The organism is Rhizobium sp. WSM409 (genome assembly GCF_057653825.1).
The window spans coordinates 2,331,550-2,348,478 of record NZ_CM172794.1 but is presented as its reverse complement, the minus strand read 5'-3'; the positions used below and the strand labels follow the sequence as shown (position 1 = coordinate 2,348,478).

The following is a 16,929-nucleotide window of genomic DNA, read 5'->3' as shown; positions in this document are numbered from 1 at the left end:
GGTACGACCACGCCTCGGTAGACAGCTCCCACTCAAACGTTTATGCGAAACGCCTCCTACCTCCACCAGACCGGAAGCAGAGTGATGACAGTTCAGGTTGAATTACCGTGCCCGAAGTGCAAGAGCACCAAGATGAAGTTCGAGCGTCCCGAGATCCGGGAGACCGACATCATCACCTGTGCCGCCTGCGGCCATAATCTCGGCACCATGGCCTCGATCCGCGAGAAGATGAACAAGGCCTACCAGCAGCTCAATCAATTTGGGGCGAAGCGTAAGCTTCAGTAAGCCTGCGGCGCACCCGCTTGCTGCCATGCGCCGTTAGAGTTGTGATTACCATTCGGATTAAAGCAATATAATAAGTATTGCCGTAGTCTCTCTTTCGTGGGGGCGCAATTAAACTGCGCCAAGGCGATAAGAGGGTATCATGAGGCGGGTTTTGGCGGCTGCGGCCGCAAGTTTATTGCTGCAGTTTTCTCCCGTTGCCGCTCAGGCAGCAACGCTGGTCGCCAATATCAGCATCGGCAAGCAAACGATGACCGTTTCCGAGAACGGCTTCGTCAAGTACCGCTGGAAGGTTTCGACCGCGCGCAACGGCTATGTCACGCCAACCGGTTCGTGGAGCGCCAAGTGGCTGTCGCGCGATCATCGCTCGCGCAAATACGACAATGCGCCGATGCCGTACGCCGTGTTCTTCAACGGCGGTTACGCCGTTCACGCCACTTTCGACCTGAAGCGCCTGGGCCGGCCGGCCTCGCATGGCTGTGTTCGCCTGCATCCCGACAATGCCGCCCAATTCTTCTCGCTGACGCGGCAGGCCGGCCTTGCCAATACCCGCGTGGTCATTACGCGCTGATCTCGGATCAGCAAATCGACAGCTGATCCCTTTTATGCGCTGATCTCAGATCAGCGCCTGACCCGAAATCGGCAGCTGATCCCAGTTTACGCGCTGATCATCCTCTCCAGCTCATCCATGTCGGGGACGATGATACGTCGGAAGTTCTCGATGCGAATGACGCCGCTCTTGCGCAGCCTGGTCATCTGGCGGCTGACGGTTTCGATCGTCAGACCGAGGAAATCGGCGATCTCGGCGCGGGATAGTGGCAAGTCGAAGGCGGTGCTTGTGGCCGTTTGCGGTTCGGCATGGGTGGCGATGAGGTGGAGCAGGCTTGCGACCTTCTCTTCGGCGGTGCGTCGGCCGAGCGTCAGCATCCATTCGCGCGCGGCATCCAACTCCTTCAGCGCCTGATCGTGCAGGCTGCGCTGTAGTTCCGGCGTCGCCGATATCATGCGGTCGAGCAGGTTGCGCGGGAAGACGCAGATTTCGGAATCGGTCGCAGCCTCGGCCGACAGCGTGCTTTCACGCACGAATGGCCTGCCGACGAAATCGGGGGCGAATTGCAGGCCGACGATCTGCTGGCGCCCGTCCGGCATCACCTTGCAGAGCTTTACCACCCCGCGCATGATGTTCGAATAGAAGGAGCTTTCCGAGCCTTGAGCGATGATCTCGCTGCCGGCATCGACCTTGCGGCGCAGCGAGTGGCGGCCAAGCTCCCGGAGCTGGCTGCTCGACAGCGCGCCGCAGACGACGCCGTGCCGCGCCTGGCAGGAACGGCAGGCGGCGAGAGTGCCGGCGTCGGAAACCTCACTGCGTGCGACGTCCATGTCCTGATCCCTTCGAAATCCGCATGTGCCGGGTGTGGTTGCGCATGCCGGGCATACCCTAGACGATTACGCCGCGATTGCGGGTTCGGCTATCCCGATTTCTTCCAGCGCGGCTTGATGATTATCAATTTTGGCCGGATCGCGATTTGATCCAGATCAAAGTTTGCGTGCCCTGGCTGTTATTGGAAGTGCGGCGTCGAGACGAGGCCGTCCGCGGGTTTGATTCGGACGGCTTCTTCGCCCTCGCCGGCGAGACGGGTTTTCTGCAGCAGCGTCGCCTCGCGCCCTGGGTGACGGCAAAGGCCGGCATTCCATTGCTGTTTAGGCAACACCCAGCCGGCAAATTGCCGCAACGCCGGGACGAAAGCATTGGCTTTTGAAATGGATTTGCCTATGAGGGGGTTTAAATCGTCATTTCATGAGGTACAGCGCGTGACCGCTACATTCGATAAAGTTGCCGACATTATTGCAGAAACCAGCGAGATCGACCGCGCGACGATCACGCCGGAGAGCCATACGATCGACGACCTCGGTATCGACAGCCTCGATTTCCTCGACATCGTCTTTGCGATCGACAAGGAATTCGGCATCAAGATCCCGCTCGAAAAGTGGACGCAGGAAGTCAACGAAGGCAAGGTTTCCACCGAAGAATACTTCGTGCTGAAGAACCTCTGCGCCAAGATCGACGAGCTCAAAGCAGCCAAGGCCTGAGCGATATAACAGTCTTTTTTGAACGCCCTGCCGCCGTGAATATGGCGGCCGGGCGGTTTCGTTCCTAACTAGTGCATGCCGGCCAAAAGTGCGCAGCGGTTTTGGGACAACGGCATGCATAAAACAAAGACCTAAAGTGCGAACCAGACGCGCTTTAGGCGTCACCGGCGGGCGGATCTTGCCTGTCGGGCCGGAGGATCCGAATGCTGCTGGAATATTTCCAGATGATTGACCGCGTCGAAGCGGTGGACCTGAAGAAGGGCACGCTTAAGGCGCGATCCGTCGTGCCGGCGAAGAGCCCCGTCTTCGAGGGTCATTTTCCCGGCATGCCGCTCGTTCCCGGCGTGCTGCTGATCGAGACCATGGCCCAGGCCTCCGGCATGCTGGTGCTTGCCGTCACCAATTTTGCCGCCATGCCCTTCCTGATGACGGTCGACGGCGCCAAGATGCGCACCTTCGTCGAACCGGAAGCCGTGCTCGACATCGAGGCGGTGCTCGAGCATGACGGTTCGGGTTTCGCGGTCACCAAGGCTAGAATCACCAGCGGCGGCAAGAAGGTCTGCGATGCGCAGCTGAAACTGCGCACCATGCCGTTTTCCGAGGTGCCGCTCGGCGATATCGTGAAGAAACGTGCCGGCGAGATCGGGCTTCTCGAGGCGATCGCGGCGCAGGGAGTGATTGGATGAGCAAGGCTGCAAACGACGTCGTCATCTCGGGCATCGGCATCGTCACCTGTCAGGGCGTTGGCAAGGATGCGCATATCGCGCTGCTTTCGGCCGCCAGTGCGCCCAAAGCGATCGTCGAGACCGAAAAGTTCAAGCCCTATCCGGTGCATCCGCTGCCCGAGATCGACTGGTCGCAGCAGATCGCCAAGCGCGGCGATCAACGCCAGATGGAGAACTGGCAGCGCATCGGCGTCTTCGCCGCCGGCCTTGCGCTCGACGATGCCGGTTTCAAGGACGATATCGAGGCCTGCGGCACGATGGACATGATCGTGGCGGCCGGCGGCGGCGAGCGCGACATCAATGTCGACACGCTGATCGTCGACGAGGCGCTGAAGCGCAATGACCGCGAGTTGCTGCTCAACGAGAAGCTGACGACCGAGCTGAGGCCGACGCTGTTCCTCGCCCAGCTTTCCAACCTGCTCGCCGGCAATATCTCGATCGTGCACAAGGTCACCGGCTCGTCGCGTACCTTCATGGGCGAGGAAGCAGCCGGCATATCCGCCGTCGAGACCGCCTTCTACCGCATCAAATCAGGCGAATCCTCACATGCACTTGTTGGAGGCGCCTTCGCGGCCGAACGGCCCGACATGATCCTGCTCACCGAGGCGATCGGCGCTCATGCGCGCGGCGACTGGGTGCCGCTCTGGTCGCGCAGGCCGAGCGACGGCGGCGGCATGATCACCGGTTCGGCAGGCGCCTTCCTGGTGCTGGAATCGCGCAAACACGCCGAAGCCCGCGGCGCCCATATCTATGCCGTCATCGATGCAGTCGAGGGCGACCGCGGCAATCGCAATTCCGGCAATCTCGAAGTCCGGCTGGAGCGGCTTTTGGCGCCGGCTGCCGGGCTTGCCACTGAAAGCACGGCGATCTTTTCCGGATCGACCGGCATGCACGATCTTGCCGCCCGCGAGCGGGCGGTGCTCGAGCATCAATTGCCGGACGTTGCGATCCGCGGCTTCGGCGGCGTCACCGGCCATACGATCGAGACGCAGTTTACGCTGGGTCTTGCGCTCGCCGCCCTTGCCGTCGACGGCAAGGCCAAGGTTCCGCCATTCGACGCCGCCCATGAGGCGCCGATGCGGGCAGGGATCACCGCCGCCGTCGTGACCATGGTCGGACACCAGCGCGGCGAGGGCGTTGCCGTTCTTTCCGCAGATGCGTGAGGAGTGAGAGATATGACAGCTTCCGCTTACCAGGATCATCTCGGCCGTCCGATCGTCGCCGTAACCGGCATGGGCATCATCACTTCGCTCGGCCAGGGCCTCAGTGACAACTGGGCAGCCCTTACCTCCGGCACATCGGGCATCCACGAGATCAACCGCTTCCCGACCGAGGGCCTGTCGACGCGGATCGCCGGCACCGTCGATTTCATCGGCATTCCGTTGCCGAACGCCGTCGAGCGCTCCTATGCCTTCGCCCGCGAAACGACGATCGAGGCGCTCGCCGACGCCGGCCTTTCCGGCGATTTCAACGGCCCGCTATTCCTCGCCGCCCCGCCGATCGAGCCGGAGTGGAGTGCGCGCTTCGAGCTTGCCGACCGTTCGCCGGCTTCCGACCATCCGGGGGATGCCTATGAGCGCTTCCTGACGGCGCTGCGCCAGCGTCCGGATCCGGCCTTCCATGAGGCGGCCCTGTTCGGTGCGATTTCCGAGCGCCTTGCCGACCGGTTCGGCACCCGCGGCCTTCCCGTCACGCTGTCGACCGCCTGCGCCTCCGGCGTCACGGCGATCCAGCTCGGCATCGAGGCGATCCGCCAAGGCCGCAGCGATCGCGCACTGACGGTCGCGACCGATGGATCGCTGAGTGCCGAAGCGCTGATCCGCTTCTCGTTGCTGTCAGCTCTTTCGACACAGAACGATCCGCCGACCAAGGCTTCCAAGCCGTTCAGCAAGGATCGCGACGGCTTCGTCATCGCCGAAGGCGCGGCGACGCTGGTGCTGGAATCGCTGGAATCAGCGGTCGCCCGCGGCGCCAAGGTGCTCGGCATCATGAAGGGCGCTGGCGACAAGGCCGACAGCTTCCACCGCACCCGGTCGTCGCCCGATGGCGGCCCGGCAATCGCGACGATCCGCGCGGCCCTTGCCGATGCCGGCATCGACGAGAGCGGCATCGGCTACATTAATGCGCACGGCACCTCGACGCCGGAGAACGACAAGATGGAGTATGGCGCGATGTCGGCCGTGTTCGGCGATCGGCTTGTCGGCATTCCGGTTTCGTCGAACAAGTCGATGATCGGCCATACGCTGACAGCGGCGGGTGCCGTCGAGGCGGTGTTCTCGCTGCAGACGATGTTGACTGGAACGCTGCCGCCGACGATCAACTACAACAACCCCGATCCGTCGATCGTTCTCGATGTCGTGCCGAACAAGAAGCGGGAAGCCCAGGTTTCAGCCGTGCTTTCCAACTCCTTCGGCTTCGGCGGGCAGAATGCCAGCCTTGTCATGGCGCTCGAACCGGCTTAAGCGGTTCGCGACAATTTCAAAACAAGAAGACCGTCTTGAAGGCGAGGGATTTTGCCATGCGCGCTTTGCAACTGATCGATGACCGCAAGCTTGAGATCACCGACCTGCCGGAACCGGACGCTCCTGGTGCCGGCGAGGTGACGCTGCGCGTCAAGGCGGTGGCGCTCAACCATATCGACGTCTGGGGCTGGCGCGGCATGGCATTCGCCAAGCGCAAGATGCCGCTGGTTATCGGTGCCGAAGCTTCTGGCGTCGTCGAGGCGATCGGGCCGGGCGTTGCCAACGTGCTGCCGGGCCAGCTCGTCTCCATCTACGGCGCGCGCACCTGCGGCCTCTGCCGCCCCTGCCGCGAAGGCCGCGACAATCTCTGCGAACATGTCTCCGGCGTGCACGGCTTCCATCTCGACGGCTTCGCCCAGGAGAAGGTCAACCTGCCGGCGCGCCTGCTGGTGCCAGCCCCTCCCGGCGTCGACGCGATCGGCGCGGCGCTTGCTCCGGTCACTTTCGGCACGGTCGAGCACATGCTGTTCGACAATGCCAAGCTTGAGCCGGGCGAGACGATCCTCGTCCATGCCGGCGGCTCCGGCATCGGCACGGCGGCGATCCAGCTTGCCAAGAAGATCGGCTGCACCGTCATCACCACGGTCGGTTCGGACGACAAGATCGAGAAGGCCAAGGCGCTCGGCGCCGATCACGTTATCAACTACCGCACCGACCGTTTCGAAGGCGTGGTGCGCAAGCTCACCAAGAAGAAGGGCGTCGACGTCGTTTTCGAACATGTAGGCAAGGACACCTGGGCAGGCTCGATGCTCTGCATGAAGCGCGGCGGGCGCCTCGTCACCTGCGGCTCGACCTCGGGTGTTTCCACTGAGATGAACCTGATGATGCTGTTCCAGCAACAACTCAAGCTCTTCGGTTCCTTCGGCTGCCGCATGGAGAACATGGCGAATGCGATGCAGAAGATGGGCCGCGGGCTCGTCCATCCCGTCATCGATACCGAGGTCAGCTTCAGCGATATCGACCGGGCGCTGGAGCGGATGGAATCGCGCCAGATCTTCGGCAAGATCATCCTGAAGATGGATTGACCGCGTGAAGCTTTTCATCACCCGGATCGTTCTGGCGCTCAGGAATTTCCAGCAATGGCTGGTGGCTCAGCTGATGTTCGGCTTCATGAATTTCCTGAAGCTGTTTCCGGCCGATGGCGCGATCCGCTTTGCCGACAGGATGATGCGACGCCTCGGCCGGCTGACCGGCCGCCACAGATTGATGCTGACCAATCTGCGCAACGCCTTTCCCGAGAAGCGCGAGGCCGAGATCGAGGAGATCGCGCTCGCCAGCTGGGGCAATATGGGCCGGCTTGCTGCGGAATACGTCTTCCTCGACCAGTTGTTCGACTATGATCCTGAAAAGTCGGAGCCGGGCAGGGTGGAGGTGTCGGGCGTCCCGATCTTCCTCGACCTGCGTGACAATCCGCGCCCCTTCATCGTCTTTACCGGACATACCGCCAATTTCGAGCTGCTGCCGGTGGCGGGAGCCGCCTTCGGGCTCACCGTGACCGTGCTCTTTCGGCCGCCGAATAATCCTTATGTCGCCAAGAAGGTGTTCGACTTCCGGAGCGCCCGCATGGGCAAGCTGGTGCCCTCGCACGCAGGCTCGTCTTTCGCGCTCGCCCGTCAGTTGGAAGCAGGTCAGGGCGTGGGCGTGCTGGTCGATCAGAAATTCCGCAAGGGGCTGAAGGGCACCTTCTTCGGGCGCGACGTCAAGACCAATCCGCTGCTGCCGAAGCTGGTGCGTCAGTTCGACTGCGAAGTCTATCCAGCGCGCTGCATCCGGCTGCCGGGAAATCGCTACCGGCTGGAAATCGAGCCGCGGCTGGACATGCCGCGCGATGCCAAGGGCAACCTCGACCTGCCGGCCGCCGCCCAGCTGCTCAACGACAAGGTGGAAAGCTGGGTGCGGGAATATCCGGAACAGTGGCTCTGGTATCACGACCGCTGGCAGATCAAGCAGACGCTCGCGCCTTAGAATAGGATGCTCCAGAATAATAGTTGGAGCATGATGTCGCCCGAAAACCGCTGACACTTTTCGGCATCATACTCCAAAAAAAGGTCCACCCCCATTTATCAGCGGTGAAAAGCGGCAGGTGCTCTCGGATTGAATCTGAGGGCACTTCATGTTACCCGTCACCACCAAGACGCGAATAATGTCTACCGGAAGGCGCATTTTTGGGAAATGCAGCCATGTGAGGTTTCGGACTCGTCTCTTGGGACAATGGGAGTGGAGGCGTCTTGCTGGAGCTTTTTCGAGCTTTTTCCTTGCGTTGCGTGCAAATCGAGGAAGCCATACGCCTGGGCGACGATCAACGTGTCACGGCGCTCGACCGCCATGTCGAGCCGCTGGTCGAGGCAATCCTCGCCTACCGGGCAGTCAATCTGCTCGAAGTCTACATGCAGCTACAGTTTGTGAGCCATCTGATCAGCCAGGATGCCGACGACAGCGCCAGCGTCACGGAGCACACGTCGGTGCTTTCCTACCTGCTCGACCGCTATTTCGGGGCACATGGGCCGGACTGGCGCGTGCCTTCGCCGCAGGATGTGCGCATCGAGCCGCCGCCAGCCTATGTGCCTGATACCGACAATGGCCAGTTCCTCAACGCGGTAATCCTGGAAAGCCTACCGGATCGCGTGGCGGTGCTGACAAGGGACTATCGCTACCTCTATTCCAATCCAGCCAACAGCGCCCATCTCAACAGGAAGCCGATGGAGCTCATCGGCCGTCACCTTTCCGAATTCATCGGCGAGGAGCGGTTTGCCGAATGCGCCAAGCATAAGCTCGACGCCTGTTTTGCCGGCGAACAGATCGACTATTCCTATGAGCGCTCGGCGGGCAGCGGCAAATCGCGGCAGGTGCGCTGTCGCATGTCGCCGCTGCGCGATGCGGGCGGTACGGTGATCGGCGCCCTGCTCGTCATGGAAGATCTCGATCGGCTGTCGCAGACTGCCTGATCTAGGTCGGCAGCCTTAGGCAGCCTGACCAACTCGGCTGCCTCGGGCAGTCTGGCTAAGCAGCCGCCCAGACGGCGAGCTCGTAACCATCGCGGTCGAGGAAGTGGAAGCGACGGCCGCCGGGAAAATCGGTGATCGGCCGGCAGATCGTGCCGCCGGCTCTTTCGACTGAGGTCAGCACTTCTTCCAGATCACTGGCATAGACGACGACGAGCGGGCCGCCGCCCGGCCGCACCGGTCCGAAATCGGAAAAGCCGCCCTTCAACCGGCCATCGTCGAATTCGCAATAATTGGGGCCGTAATCGGTGAAGCGCCAGCCGAAGGCCGAGCCGTAAAAGGCTTTGGCGGCGGCGATGTCGGCGACGTTGAATTCGACATAGTCGATGCGGCGGTCGTGGTTTTCTGTCTTCTCGGCCATCTATCTCTCCATCAGGGCTTTCAGCATGGCGAGATCCTTCTCGACATGGGCGGCATCGGCGGAAAACTGTGTGTCGGTCATGCCGGGTAGGCGCAGCAGCGTGAACATGACCTCGCAGCCATCGCCGTTCGGCACGATGCGCAGAGCATTATAAACCCTGAGGCCGGATTCGATCGTCACCGTATGGTCGATCACGCCGAATTCATTGGCAGGAACGAAGCTCACCTTGACGCTGCCGAGAGCGCCGTGGGCGATCCAGTCGGCGCCGTGAGTCTCTAAGCCGGTCGCAAGGCCGGAGGCCCAGAGCGGCATGTTCTCTGGCTTGCCGGCGAAGTCATAGACGTCGCGCCAGTCGCGCTCTATCGACAGGTGTAGGATTTTCGCGGGCATTGTCGACATGGCTTGCAGGTCCCTGGCATTTGGTTTCGTCAGAATAACAGACCGGCCAGCAGCGTCTTGAACAAAACGGTCAATCGGCTCTTTGCCGTATGCTGAGCTGGCCGAGAATGACGGCAGGTGTCAGCGTCGAGAGCTCGCCGACCTCGCGTGTCATGTGGGGCTGGTCGGCAAAGCCCGCTTCGAGCGCAAGGCGGGCAAGCGGCATAGCGCCCGACCTGCGGCAGAGGTCGAGGAAACGCTGGAACCGGCGAATCCGTTCCAGCGTCTTTGCGCCGTAGCCGAAATGGTGGTGGCAGCGGCGGCGCAGCTGCCTTTCACTCATGCCGAGGCGGTCGAGCAGGCCGGACACCGGGCGAGCATTGTCGGCGGCGGCGAAGATCATGGCGGCGTCGCGGGCTGGCTCCTCCTCATTGCGCGCGGTCTCTTCGAGCAGGCGGCTAAACAGCGCCGTGGCGGCCGGGGGGTCGAGACAATCCGCAAGCCGCGCTTCGAATTCGGCGGTGTCCTTTCGGCCGATGTCAGCAAGGGGCACCGAGCACCCGACCAGTGCCGAGAGCGGCGTTTTCAGCCAGGGTGCTGCGGCGCCGGGCGCAAAACGTGCGCCGATGACAGTCGCGCCCGGCCGGATGACGGGAAAGGCCGCTGTCCGGTCAGGGCCGGCGACGACCAGCCGGCCGTCGATCCAGAGCAGGTCGCAATAGCCGTCCGGCACGATCGCCACCATTGCCGGCGGTCCGTCATGCAGCGCATGCGACCAGAGGCGGCTGAAATGGCGTCGCAGCGCCGGCGGCGGCATAGCCTCGCGGTACTGGCCGGCGCGGGCCGCCAGGAGAGCCGTATCTTTTCGTCTTCCCGATGACAATGTGATATCTCCCGATGCCCTGATGATAACATGAGATAGGGCATTGCGGGCAGGGCGCACGAAAAACTCAGGGCTTCCGGACTGGGCGCCAGCCGGCGGGTTGTCGGACAAGCGGCGATATTGCAAGCTTCATTTCATTGGCTTTTGCGAACCGATTAGACCCTTGCGAGACTTGCCGTTTGACCGAGACAGTGCCACAACACCGGTCCAAATGACACATCGGAGGTTTGTCGTGGAAAAGGCAGAAATCGGACTGATCGGCCTTGCGGTCATGGGCTCCAACCTGGCGCTCAACATCGCGGAGAAAGGCAATAAAATCGCGGTCTTCAACCGCACGCCGGAGAAAACCGACGAATTCTACGAAAGCGCCGGCGATCTGAAGAAGCAGATCATTCCTTGCAAGACCATCGAGGAATTCGTCGATGCGATCCGGCCGCCGCGCCCGATCATCATCATGATCAAGGCGGGCGAGCCCGTCGACCAGCAGATGGAGCTGCTGCGCCCGCATCTCTCCAAGGGCGACATCATGATCGATGCCGGCAACGCCAATTTCCGCGACACCGTCGCCCGCTTCGATCGGCTGAAGAATACCGATCTGACCTTCATCGGCATGGGTGTTTCCGGCGGCGAAGAAGGTGCGCGCCACGGCCCGTCGATCATGGTCGGCGGCACTGAAGAGTCCTGGAAGCGCGTCGAGAAGGTGCTGACCTCGATTGCCGCCCGTTACAATGACGAGCCCTGCGTCGCCTGGCTCGGCAATGACGGCGCCGGCCATTTCGTCAAGACCATCCACAACGGCATCGAATATGCCGACATGCAGATGATCGCCGAAATCTACGGCATCCTGCGCGACGGCCTCGGCAAGAGTGCCTCCGAAATCTCCGGCATCTTCGGCGAATGGAACAAGGGCCGGCTGAACTCCTACCTGATCGAAATCTCCGAGAAGGTGCTTGCCGCAACCGATCCGGTTTCCGGCGGGCCGATGGTCGATATGATCCTCGACAAGGCCGGCCAGAAGGGTACCGGCAAGTGGTCGGCGATCGAGGCGCAGAACATGGGCATTCCGGCAACGGCGATCGAAGCCGCGGTCGCCGCCCGCAGCCTCTCCTCGATGAAATCGCAGCGCGAAGCCGCCGAAAAGATCTTCGGGACGCAGGCCGTGTCCTTCCCGATCGCTTACGGCCCCGAGCTCAACAAGGATCTCGAACTGGCGCTGTTTGCCGCCAAGATCGGCGCCTATGCGCAGGGCTTCGCGGTGATGGCGGAAGCGTCGCGCGAGTTCAACTGGTCACTGCCGATGCCGACGATTGCCAGGATCTGGCGTGCCGGCTGCATCATCCGCTCGCAGTTCCTCGACGAGATCACCTCGGCCTTTACCAAGGCGCCTGATGCTGCAAACCTCATCGTCACGCCAGCCTTCTCCGACATGGTCAAGGAATCGGTCCCGGCGCTGCGCCGTGTCGTCGGTGCCGCGATTGCCGCCGGCCTGCCGGTGCCGGCGCTGACCTCGGCGCTGACCTATTTCGACGCCTATCGCCAGGGCAGGGGAACGGCAAACCTCATCCAGGCACAGCGCGACTTCTTCGGCGCCCACGGCTTCGACCGCCTTGATGGTAGGGATTTCCACCACGGCCCCTGGGGCAGCGGTGCCTCGACCTTCTGAGGTTTTCCGATTTTTCAAGGAGAGGCCCGGCCACAGTGCCGGGCCTTTTGCTGAGATGCCGCGGCCGAGAACCCGGAGATCTAAGTGACGAGCATTCGGATAGCCGCCGCGCAGACGCCGGAATTTCGGGAGAATGTCGGAGCGGCCTTGGATTATGCGGTTAGGGTCGCGGCGCTCGCCGAGGCTGATGGCGTGGTCCTGCTGGTCTTTCCAGAAGGTTTTCTGCAGGGCTACCTGACCGATGAACGATCGGCGCGGTGTGTTGCCTTCGATCTCGCATCGGCCGAGTTCGCGGCGGTCCTGGATCGGTTGCCGAAGTCGGGACCGGTGCTGGTCATGGGGCTGATCGAGATCGATGACGGGCGATTGTTCAACACCGCCGTCGTCGTCGAGCGCGGCGTTCTCCTCGGCCGCTACCGGAAGGCCCACCTGTTGCGTGGCGAACGGGCTTTCGAGGCAGGAAAAGACAGTCCGCTCTTTGCGATCGGTGCCCTACGCTACGGGATCAACATCTGCTACGACACCAATTTTCCGGAAGCGGCCGCAAAGGTCGCCGCGTCTGGCGCGTCGCTGATCCTATGCCTGTCCAACAACATGATGCCACGGGAAAAGGCGGAAATATTCAAGCCGCTGCATAATGCCGTTCGAGGTGAAAGATGCCGCGAGACAGGCTTGTGGCTGATATCGTCCGACGTGACGGGGGAGCACGACGGGCGCATCGCCTGGGGGCCGACGGCGGTGCTGAACCAGGAAGGGCAGGTCGTGGCGCAACTGCCGCTGGAGGAGCCCGGCTTGCTGGTCTTCGACTTTCCCTGTGATGGACAAGATGCAGGTGCTCGACTCAAATGACGAGCACTGCGAAATCCGGGAATGTGCCCGAAAGTTGGATGGGGACAGTATCCCCATCCACTTCTCATGGCTGGCTTAGATCGGTTGGCCAACGTCAATACGGTTGCCGTCGGGGTCTTCAAACACGAAGGCCCGCAATCCGTAGTCCTTGTCCTGAAGGCTCTTGATGATTCTCAGCCCATATTGCTGGCAAACCGTGTGCAGGGCATCGACATTGTCGACCATCAGGTGGGCAACATTGAAGTCTGCAGCCTTGTGGTTCGGCTGCAAGGTGAGATGCACTTCACCCTGATCGCGCTTCAGGATCATGAAGCCGACAGGATTGCCGTTCTCGAATGTTTTCTTGAAGCCGAGGATATTGGCGTAAAAATCATAGGCCTTGGTCATGTCCTTGACCGGCAGCATGGCGGCAATTCGTCCGAAACGAACACCGTGATCGGCGATATCATTCATCGCAGAACCTCTGATTGCGAAGACGCAAACCACCTTCCGGACGGTGCCGACAGAGATGGTACGCTCCGATGTTTCGATCAGCAGGACGGTGCCCACGAGCTTAGGTCTATAGCCTCGGAATCCTCTTCGGAAGAGGGGGTAGCGGAATCTCCGCGAGATTTTCGTGGGATCTACGACACTTCGTTTCAATGGGATAAGACATTGTTTGTACGGGCAGCCCTGACGACAACGCGCTTGAGGAATTGACAGAGATGCTTATCCGAGACGAAACGCCTGATGATATCGATGCGATTCATGATCTGACCTCGACCGCCTTCAAGCCGATGCCCTACAGCGACGGTACGGAAGCGGAAATTGTCCGAAGACTTCGTGCGGCGGGCGATCTCAAGATATCGCTGGTGGCCGAGCAGGGCGGCGAGATTCTCGGGCATGTGGCGTTTTCGCCGGTGACGATCAACGGCGCGCATGACGGCTGGTTCGGGCTGGGGCCGATATCGGTCAAGCCGGAGAGACAGCGGCAGGGCATCGGCAAGGCGATGATTGCACGGGGTCTCGAATTGTTGAACGAGATGGGCGCCAGCGGATGCGCCCTGATCGGCAATCCCGAGATCTACAGCCGTGTCGGTTTCAGCAGCGATGGACAACTGGAGTATCTCGACCTCGATACGCGGCTCGTGCAGAGGATTGTTTTTCGCGGATCTCCGCCAAGCGGGACGTTGCAATTCGCCTCGGCATTTGAAAGCTAGAATATTTCGTTCAACGGCCGAAACTCCAAACCCAACCTGACAGAGAAGGCGACTTGTCCGAAGCGGGCGCGATAACCATTCGAACCGAGCGTCTCAGGCTCCGCATGCCTGACATCGCGATTTCGCCGCCTATGCGCAGATCATGGCGTCGCCGCGATCGATCGGAATGGGTGGTCCGTTCGATCTGCGCGCGGCGTGGGGGATGTTCTGTCACGACGTCGCTCTGTGGCAGCTTTTCGGGCACGGAGCGCTGACGATCGAGCTTGGCGAAACCGGCGAATGCGTCGGTCAGGTGGGGATCAATCACGGACCGCTCTTTCCCGAAAAGGAATTGGGCTGGTTCGTCTACGAGGAATACGAGGGCAGAGGCTATGCGACCGAAGCGGCCTTGGCGCTGCGCAACTGGGCCTTCGCGACGCTCAAGCTGCCGTCGCTGGTCAGCTATATTGCTCCCGGCAATGCTGCATCCGCTGCCGTTGCCGAACGGCTGGGCGCACGCCTCGATCCTGCTGCACCCAGAGATGACCCTAAGGATCTGGTTTATCGTCACTTCGCTTCCTGAACGGAGAACATGGTCCTGGGTACACTGCGACTGGTTGCAGACGTCTCAGTCCCTACATGTTGATCGGTTAGGGAATCGGGCTCTGCAAGAGATGGGGATATCGGATGACAGGCGAGAAGCGGGAACACTGGGACGAGGTCTATCGGACGAAATCTGCCGACAGCGTCAGCTGGTATCAGCCGACGCCCGGGCCTTCCTTGCAGGCGCTTGACGCGCTGCAACTGCCGGCCACGGCCTCGCTGATCGATGTAGGCGGCGGCGCATCGAGCCTTGTCGACCGTCTTGTCGAGCGCGGGTGGTCCGACCTCACCGTCCTCGACATAGCCGCGCCGGCGCTCGAAGTCGCCAAGGCGCGGCTGCGGGATGAAGCCGCCCGCATCGCCTGGGTGGTTGCCGACGTCACGTCATGGCAGCCCGACCGCCATTACGATGTGTGGCACGACCGCGCCGTCTTTCACTTCCTCACCGAGCCAGAGCAGCGGCTGGCCTATCGTCGAGCACTCGAAACCGGCACGGCGCCGGGCAGCGTCGTGATCATCGCGACCTTCGCGCCGGACGGGCCGGAACGGTGCAGCGGCTTGCCGGTCCAGCGTTACGACGCGGTGGCGCTTGCGACCGAATTCTCGTCCACCTTCGCGCTTCAGCATGACTGGCGGGAGGAACACACGACACCGGGTGGCGGCCGGCAGTCGTTCCAGTGGTGCGTTTTTCGGAGGCGCTGAGCCCCTTCGAGAAGGCGGCCGAGAGAGACCCTAACGATCTCGTCTACTGCTGCCTCGTTTCCGGAGAGAGGCAGTCGAGGATGAAATCCGCCCGGTCGGCGACCACGATTTTCGGCAGCGTGACGACGTCGTAGCCGAGCGTCGGATAGACGGCGGCAAGTCGATCATATTCGGCGACCGCCTCGTCGAAGCCATGGCGCCGCTCGGGGTCGGTCGTGTAGATTTCGGGCCATGGCGGCGTGAGAAAAACCCTCTGGTGATAGCGGTGGGCGGCGCTCAATTTCTCCAGGACCTGTTCTCCGGTCAGGTGCTGCAGCGCTGCCGCCGCATCGATCAGCCCACGATCGAAAAACGTCCAGCCGGACTGCTCACGCGCCGCCGTGTGGTCGGCCATCGCCATCTCGATTGCGCGGCGAGCAAAGGCCGCCATGTCGACCCAGGGCAGGGCTGCGCCGTCGCCCTCGAGTTCCTGTTTGACGATCCGCCGGCCGGGTTCTTCGACGATGGAATGACCGCGGGCGGCAAGTTCTGCAAGCAGTGTCGATTTTCCGCCGCCGGAACATCCCGAAATCAAGACCAGCCTGTTCATGATCAAGCTCCCGTCTCAGGCGGCCCGTCGGCTCCGCGCCAGGCCGTGATCCACCAGGCGGTCGATGATTTCGGCGTAGGTGACGCCGCTTGCCGCCATCGCCTTGGAATACATGCTGATATCGGTAAAGCCGGGGATGGTGTTGATTTCATTGACGAGGAACTGCATGTCATCCGTCAGGAAGAAGTCAATGCGGGCCATGCCATCGCAGCCGACGGCTCTGAAGGCTTTTGAGGCCACGTCGCGCATGGCGGTCTCGATCTCCTGCGGCAGTTCGGCCGGCACTTTCAGCACAGCACCTTTCTCGTCGATATATTTGGCATCGTAACTATAGAAGCCGTGGCTTTCGGCCGGCACGATCTCGCCCGGCCGAGAGACGAAGAGTTCTCCTGCCGTATCTTCCAAGACGCTGAATTCGATCTCACGGCCGCGCACGAATTCCTCGGCGAGCAGCGTGCGATCGTGGCGGAAGGCCTCAGTAAGGGCGGGCGCGAATTCCTGGCTGGCATGGACCTTGGCGACGCCGACCGACGATCCCTGGCGCGCAGGCTTGATGAAGAGCGGCAGGCCGAGCTCACCTTCCAAGGCTGCCAGTGAAGGGGCGGCACCCTCATGGATCGTCACCGCGCGCGCCACCGGCAGGCCCGCTGCCCTCAGCAGGCGTTTGGCGATGTCCTTGTCGAGCGCTGCGGCCGAACCGAGGATGCCGCAACCGGCGAGTGGGACGCGGGCCACCTCCGTAGCGCCCTGCACCGATCCGTCCTCGCCATGCGGGCCGTGCAGCACGGGAAACAGGATGTCGATCCTCGCCAGCTCATGCGGCGCGCCATGAGCCGGCATCGCCAGCATCCGGCCGTGCCCACCCGGCACCAGGCAGATTTCCGTGCCCGATGAAGGCGTCGCCAGTATACCGTCCTCGAAATTGCTCAGCAGCCATTGCCCCTCGCGCGTGATGAAGACAGGGACGGCGTCGTATTTCTCGGGCTTGAGTGCACCCATGACATTGGTTGCCGAGAGCACGGAAACCTCATGCTCGGCCGAGCGGCCGCCGAAGAGCACGGCAATGCGCAGCCTGTTTGGGGATGGGGTCATGAAAGGCTC

The 16,929-nt window shown here is 62.0% G+C and carries 21 protein-coding genes and 1 pseudogene; 15 read left to right on the top strand and 7 right to left on the bottom strand.

Annotated features, from left to right (window positions below):
• The first annotated feature begins 84 nt into the window (after positions 1 to 84).
• Positions 85 to 285: an ECs_2282 family putative zinc-binding protein gene (locus AC25BC_RS11780; protein ID WP_012757831.1), complete on the top strand. Its 201-nt coding sequence runs from the start codon at positions 85 to 87 to the stop codon at positions 283 to 285.
• 139 nt (positions 286 to 424) lie between these two features.
• Positions 425 to 853 carry a L,D-transpeptidase gene (locus AC25BC_RS11775; RefSeq protein WP_012757830.1) on the top strand — a complete coding sequence of 143 codons (429 nt, stop codon included), beginning with the start codon at positions 425 to 427 and terminating at the stop codon, positions 851 to 853.
• A gap of 86 nt (positions 854 to 939) precedes the next feature.
• On the opposite strand, the gene AC25BC_RS11770 is transcribed toward AC25BC_RS11775, so the two are convergent.
• Entirely contained in the window at positions 940 to 1,662 is a 723-nt protein-coding gene (locus AC25BC_RS11770) for a Crp/Fnr family transcriptional regulator (RefSeq protein ID WP_012757829.1), read from the bottom strand.
• 146 nt (positions 1,663 to 1,808) lie between these two features.
• On the opposite strand from AC25BC_RS11770, the gene AC25BC_RS11765 reads away from it, so the two are divergent.
• From AC25BC_RS11765 to AC25BC_RS11730, 8 genes are all read left to right on the top strand, one after another.
• Positions 1,809 to 2,042: a hypothetical protein gene (locus AC25BC_RS11765; protein WP_017994367.1), complete on the top strand. Its 234-nt coding sequence runs from the start codon at positions 1,809 to 1,811 to the stop codon at positions 2,040 to 2,042.
• Between the two features lie 52 nt (positions 2,043 to 2,094).
• Positions 2,095 to 2,373, top strand: a complete 279-nt coding sequence (locus tag AC25BC_RS11760) for an acyl carrier protein (protein WP_003540486.1) — start codon at positions 2,095 to 2,097, stop codon at positions 2,371 to 2,373.
• Between the two features lie 203 nt (positions 2,374 to 2,576).
• A complete protein-coding gene (locus AC25BC_RS11755; RefSeq protein ID WP_012757827.1) occupies positions 2,577 to 3,059 on the top strand; it encodes a 3-hydroxyacyl-ACP dehydratase FabZ family protein in 483 nt (160 codons plus the stop codon).
• Entirely contained in the window at positions 3,056 to 4,261 is a 1,206-nt protein-coding gene (locus AC25BC_RS11750; protein WP_012757826.1) for a beta-ketoacyl-ACP synthase, read from the top strand. Before AC25BC_RS11755 ends, AC25BC_RS11750 begins: the two co-directional genes overlap by 4 nt.
• A gap of 12 nt (positions 4,262 to 4,273) precedes the next feature.
• On the top strand, positions 4,274 to 5,560 hold the full coding sequence (locus AC25BC_RS11745) for a beta-ketoacyl-ACP synthase (RefSeq protein ID WP_012757825.1): 1,287 nt from the start codon (positions 4,274 to 4,276) through the stop codon (positions 5,558 to 5,560).
• 56 nt (positions 5,561 to 5,616) lie between these two features.
• Complete coding sequence (locus AC25BC_RS11740) at positions 5,617 to 6,645, top strand: zinc-binding dehydrogenase (protein ID WP_012757824.1); 1,029 nt, start codon at positions 5,617 to 5,619, stop codon at positions 6,643 to 6,645.
• A gap of 4 nt (positions 6,646 to 6,649) precedes the next feature.
• Positions 6,650 to 7,585: a lipid A biosynthesis lauroyl acyltransferase gene (locus tag AC25BC_RS11735; RefSeq protein WP_012757823.1), complete on the top strand. Its 936-nt coding sequence runs from the start codon at positions 6,650 to 6,652 to the stop codon at positions 7,583 to 7,585.
• A gap of 263 nt (positions 7,586 to 7,848) precedes the next feature.
• Positions 7,849 to 8,565, top strand: a complete 717-nt coding sequence (locus tag AC25BC_RS11730) for a PAS domain-containing protein (protein ID WP_012757822.1) — start codon at positions 7,849 to 7,851, stop codon at positions 8,563 to 8,565.
• Positions 8,566 to 8,620: 55 nt separating this feature from the next.
• Here AC25BC_RS11730 and AC25BC_RS11725 read toward each other — a convergent pair whose 3' ends face one another.
• The 3 genes from AC25BC_RS11725 to AC25BC_RS11715 form a co-directional block, all read right to left on the bottom strand.
• Positions 8,621 to 8,983, bottom strand: coding sequence for a VOC family protein (locus AC25BC_RS11725; RefSeq protein ID WP_003540467.1), 363 nt, complete (start codon positions 8,981 to 8,983; stop codon positions 8,621 to 8,623).
• Entirely contained in the window at positions 8,984 to 9,382 is a 399-nt protein-coding gene (locus AC25BC_RS11720) for a polyketide cyclase (RefSeq protein ID WP_012757821.1), read from the bottom strand.
• Positions 9,383 to 9,452: 70 nt separating this feature from the next.
• A complete protein-coding gene (locus AC25BC_RS11715) occupies positions 9,453 to 10,244 on the bottom strand; it encodes a helix-turn-helix domain-containing protein (RefSeq protein ID WP_012757820.1) in 792 nt (263 codons plus the stop codon).
• Positions 10,245 to 10,455: 211 nt separating this feature from the next.
• Here AC25BC_RS11715 and gndA point away from each other — a divergent pair, with 211 nt between their 5' ends.
• Both gndA and AC25BC_RS11705 read left to right on the top strand, forming a co-directional pair.
• Entirely contained in the window at positions 10,456 to 11,907 is a 1,452-nt protein-coding gene (gene gndA, locus AC25BC_RS11710) for an NADP-dependent phosphogluconate dehydrogenase (RefSeq protein ID WP_171815688.1), read from the top strand.
• Between the two features lie 84 nt (positions 11,908 to 11,991).
• Complete coding sequence (locus AC25BC_RS11705) at positions 11,992 to 12,756, top strand: carbon-nitrogen hydrolase family protein (protein WP_012757818.1); 765 nt, start codon at positions 11,992 to 11,994, stop codon at positions 12,754 to 12,756.
• A gap of 75 nt (positions 12,757 to 12,831) precedes the next feature.
• On the opposite strand, the gene AC25BC_RS11700 is transcribed toward AC25BC_RS11705, so the two are convergent.
• Positions 12,832 to 13,209 carry a VOC family protein gene (locus AC25BC_RS11700; protein ID WP_012757817.1) on the bottom strand — a complete coding sequence of 126 codons (378 nt, stop codon included), beginning with the start codon at positions 13,207 to 13,209 and terminating at the stop codon, positions 12,832 to 12,834.
• 251 nt (positions 13,210 to 13,460) lie between these two features.
• Between AC25BC_RS11700 and AC25BC_RS11695 the strand changes: the two genes are divergently transcribed.
• From AC25BC_RS11695 to AC25BC_RS11685, 3 genes and pseudogenes are all read left to right on the top strand, one after another.
• Complete coding sequence (locus tag AC25BC_RS11695) at positions 13,461 to 13,955, top strand: GNAT family N-acetyltransferase (RefSeq protein ID WP_012757816.1); 495 nt, start codon at positions 13,461 to 13,463, stop codon at positions 13,953 to 13,955.
• A gap of 53 nt (positions 13,956 to 14,008) precedes the next feature.
• A pseudogene (locus AC25BC_RS11690) lies at positions 14,009 to 14,517 on the top strand (GNAT family N-acetyltransferase).
• Positions 14,518 to 14,621: 104 nt separating this feature from the next.
• A complete protein-coding gene (locus AC25BC_RS11685; protein ID WP_012757815.1) occupies positions 14,622 to 15,239 on the top strand; it encodes a class I SAM-dependent methyltransferase in 618 nt (205 codons plus the stop codon).
• A gap of 43 nt (positions 15,240 to 15,282) precedes the next feature.
• Here AC25BC_RS11685 and AC25BC_RS11680 read toward each other — a convergent pair whose 3' ends face one another.
• Together AC25BC_RS11680 and AC25BC_RS11675 are read right to left on the bottom strand one after the other, a co-directional pair.
• Entirely contained in the window at positions 15,283 to 15,828 is a 546-nt protein-coding gene (locus AC25BC_RS11680) for an AAA family ATPase (RefSeq protein ID WP_012757814.1), read from the bottom strand.
• Between the two features lie 15 nt (positions 15,829 to 15,843).
• Positions 15,844 to 16,920, bottom strand: a complete 1,077-nt coding sequence (locus AC25BC_RS11675; RefSeq protein WP_012757813.1) for a D-alanine--D-alanine ligase family protein — start codon at positions 16,918 to 16,920, stop codon at positions 15,844 to 15,846.
• Positions 16,921 to 16,929: the final 9 nt, after the last annotated feature.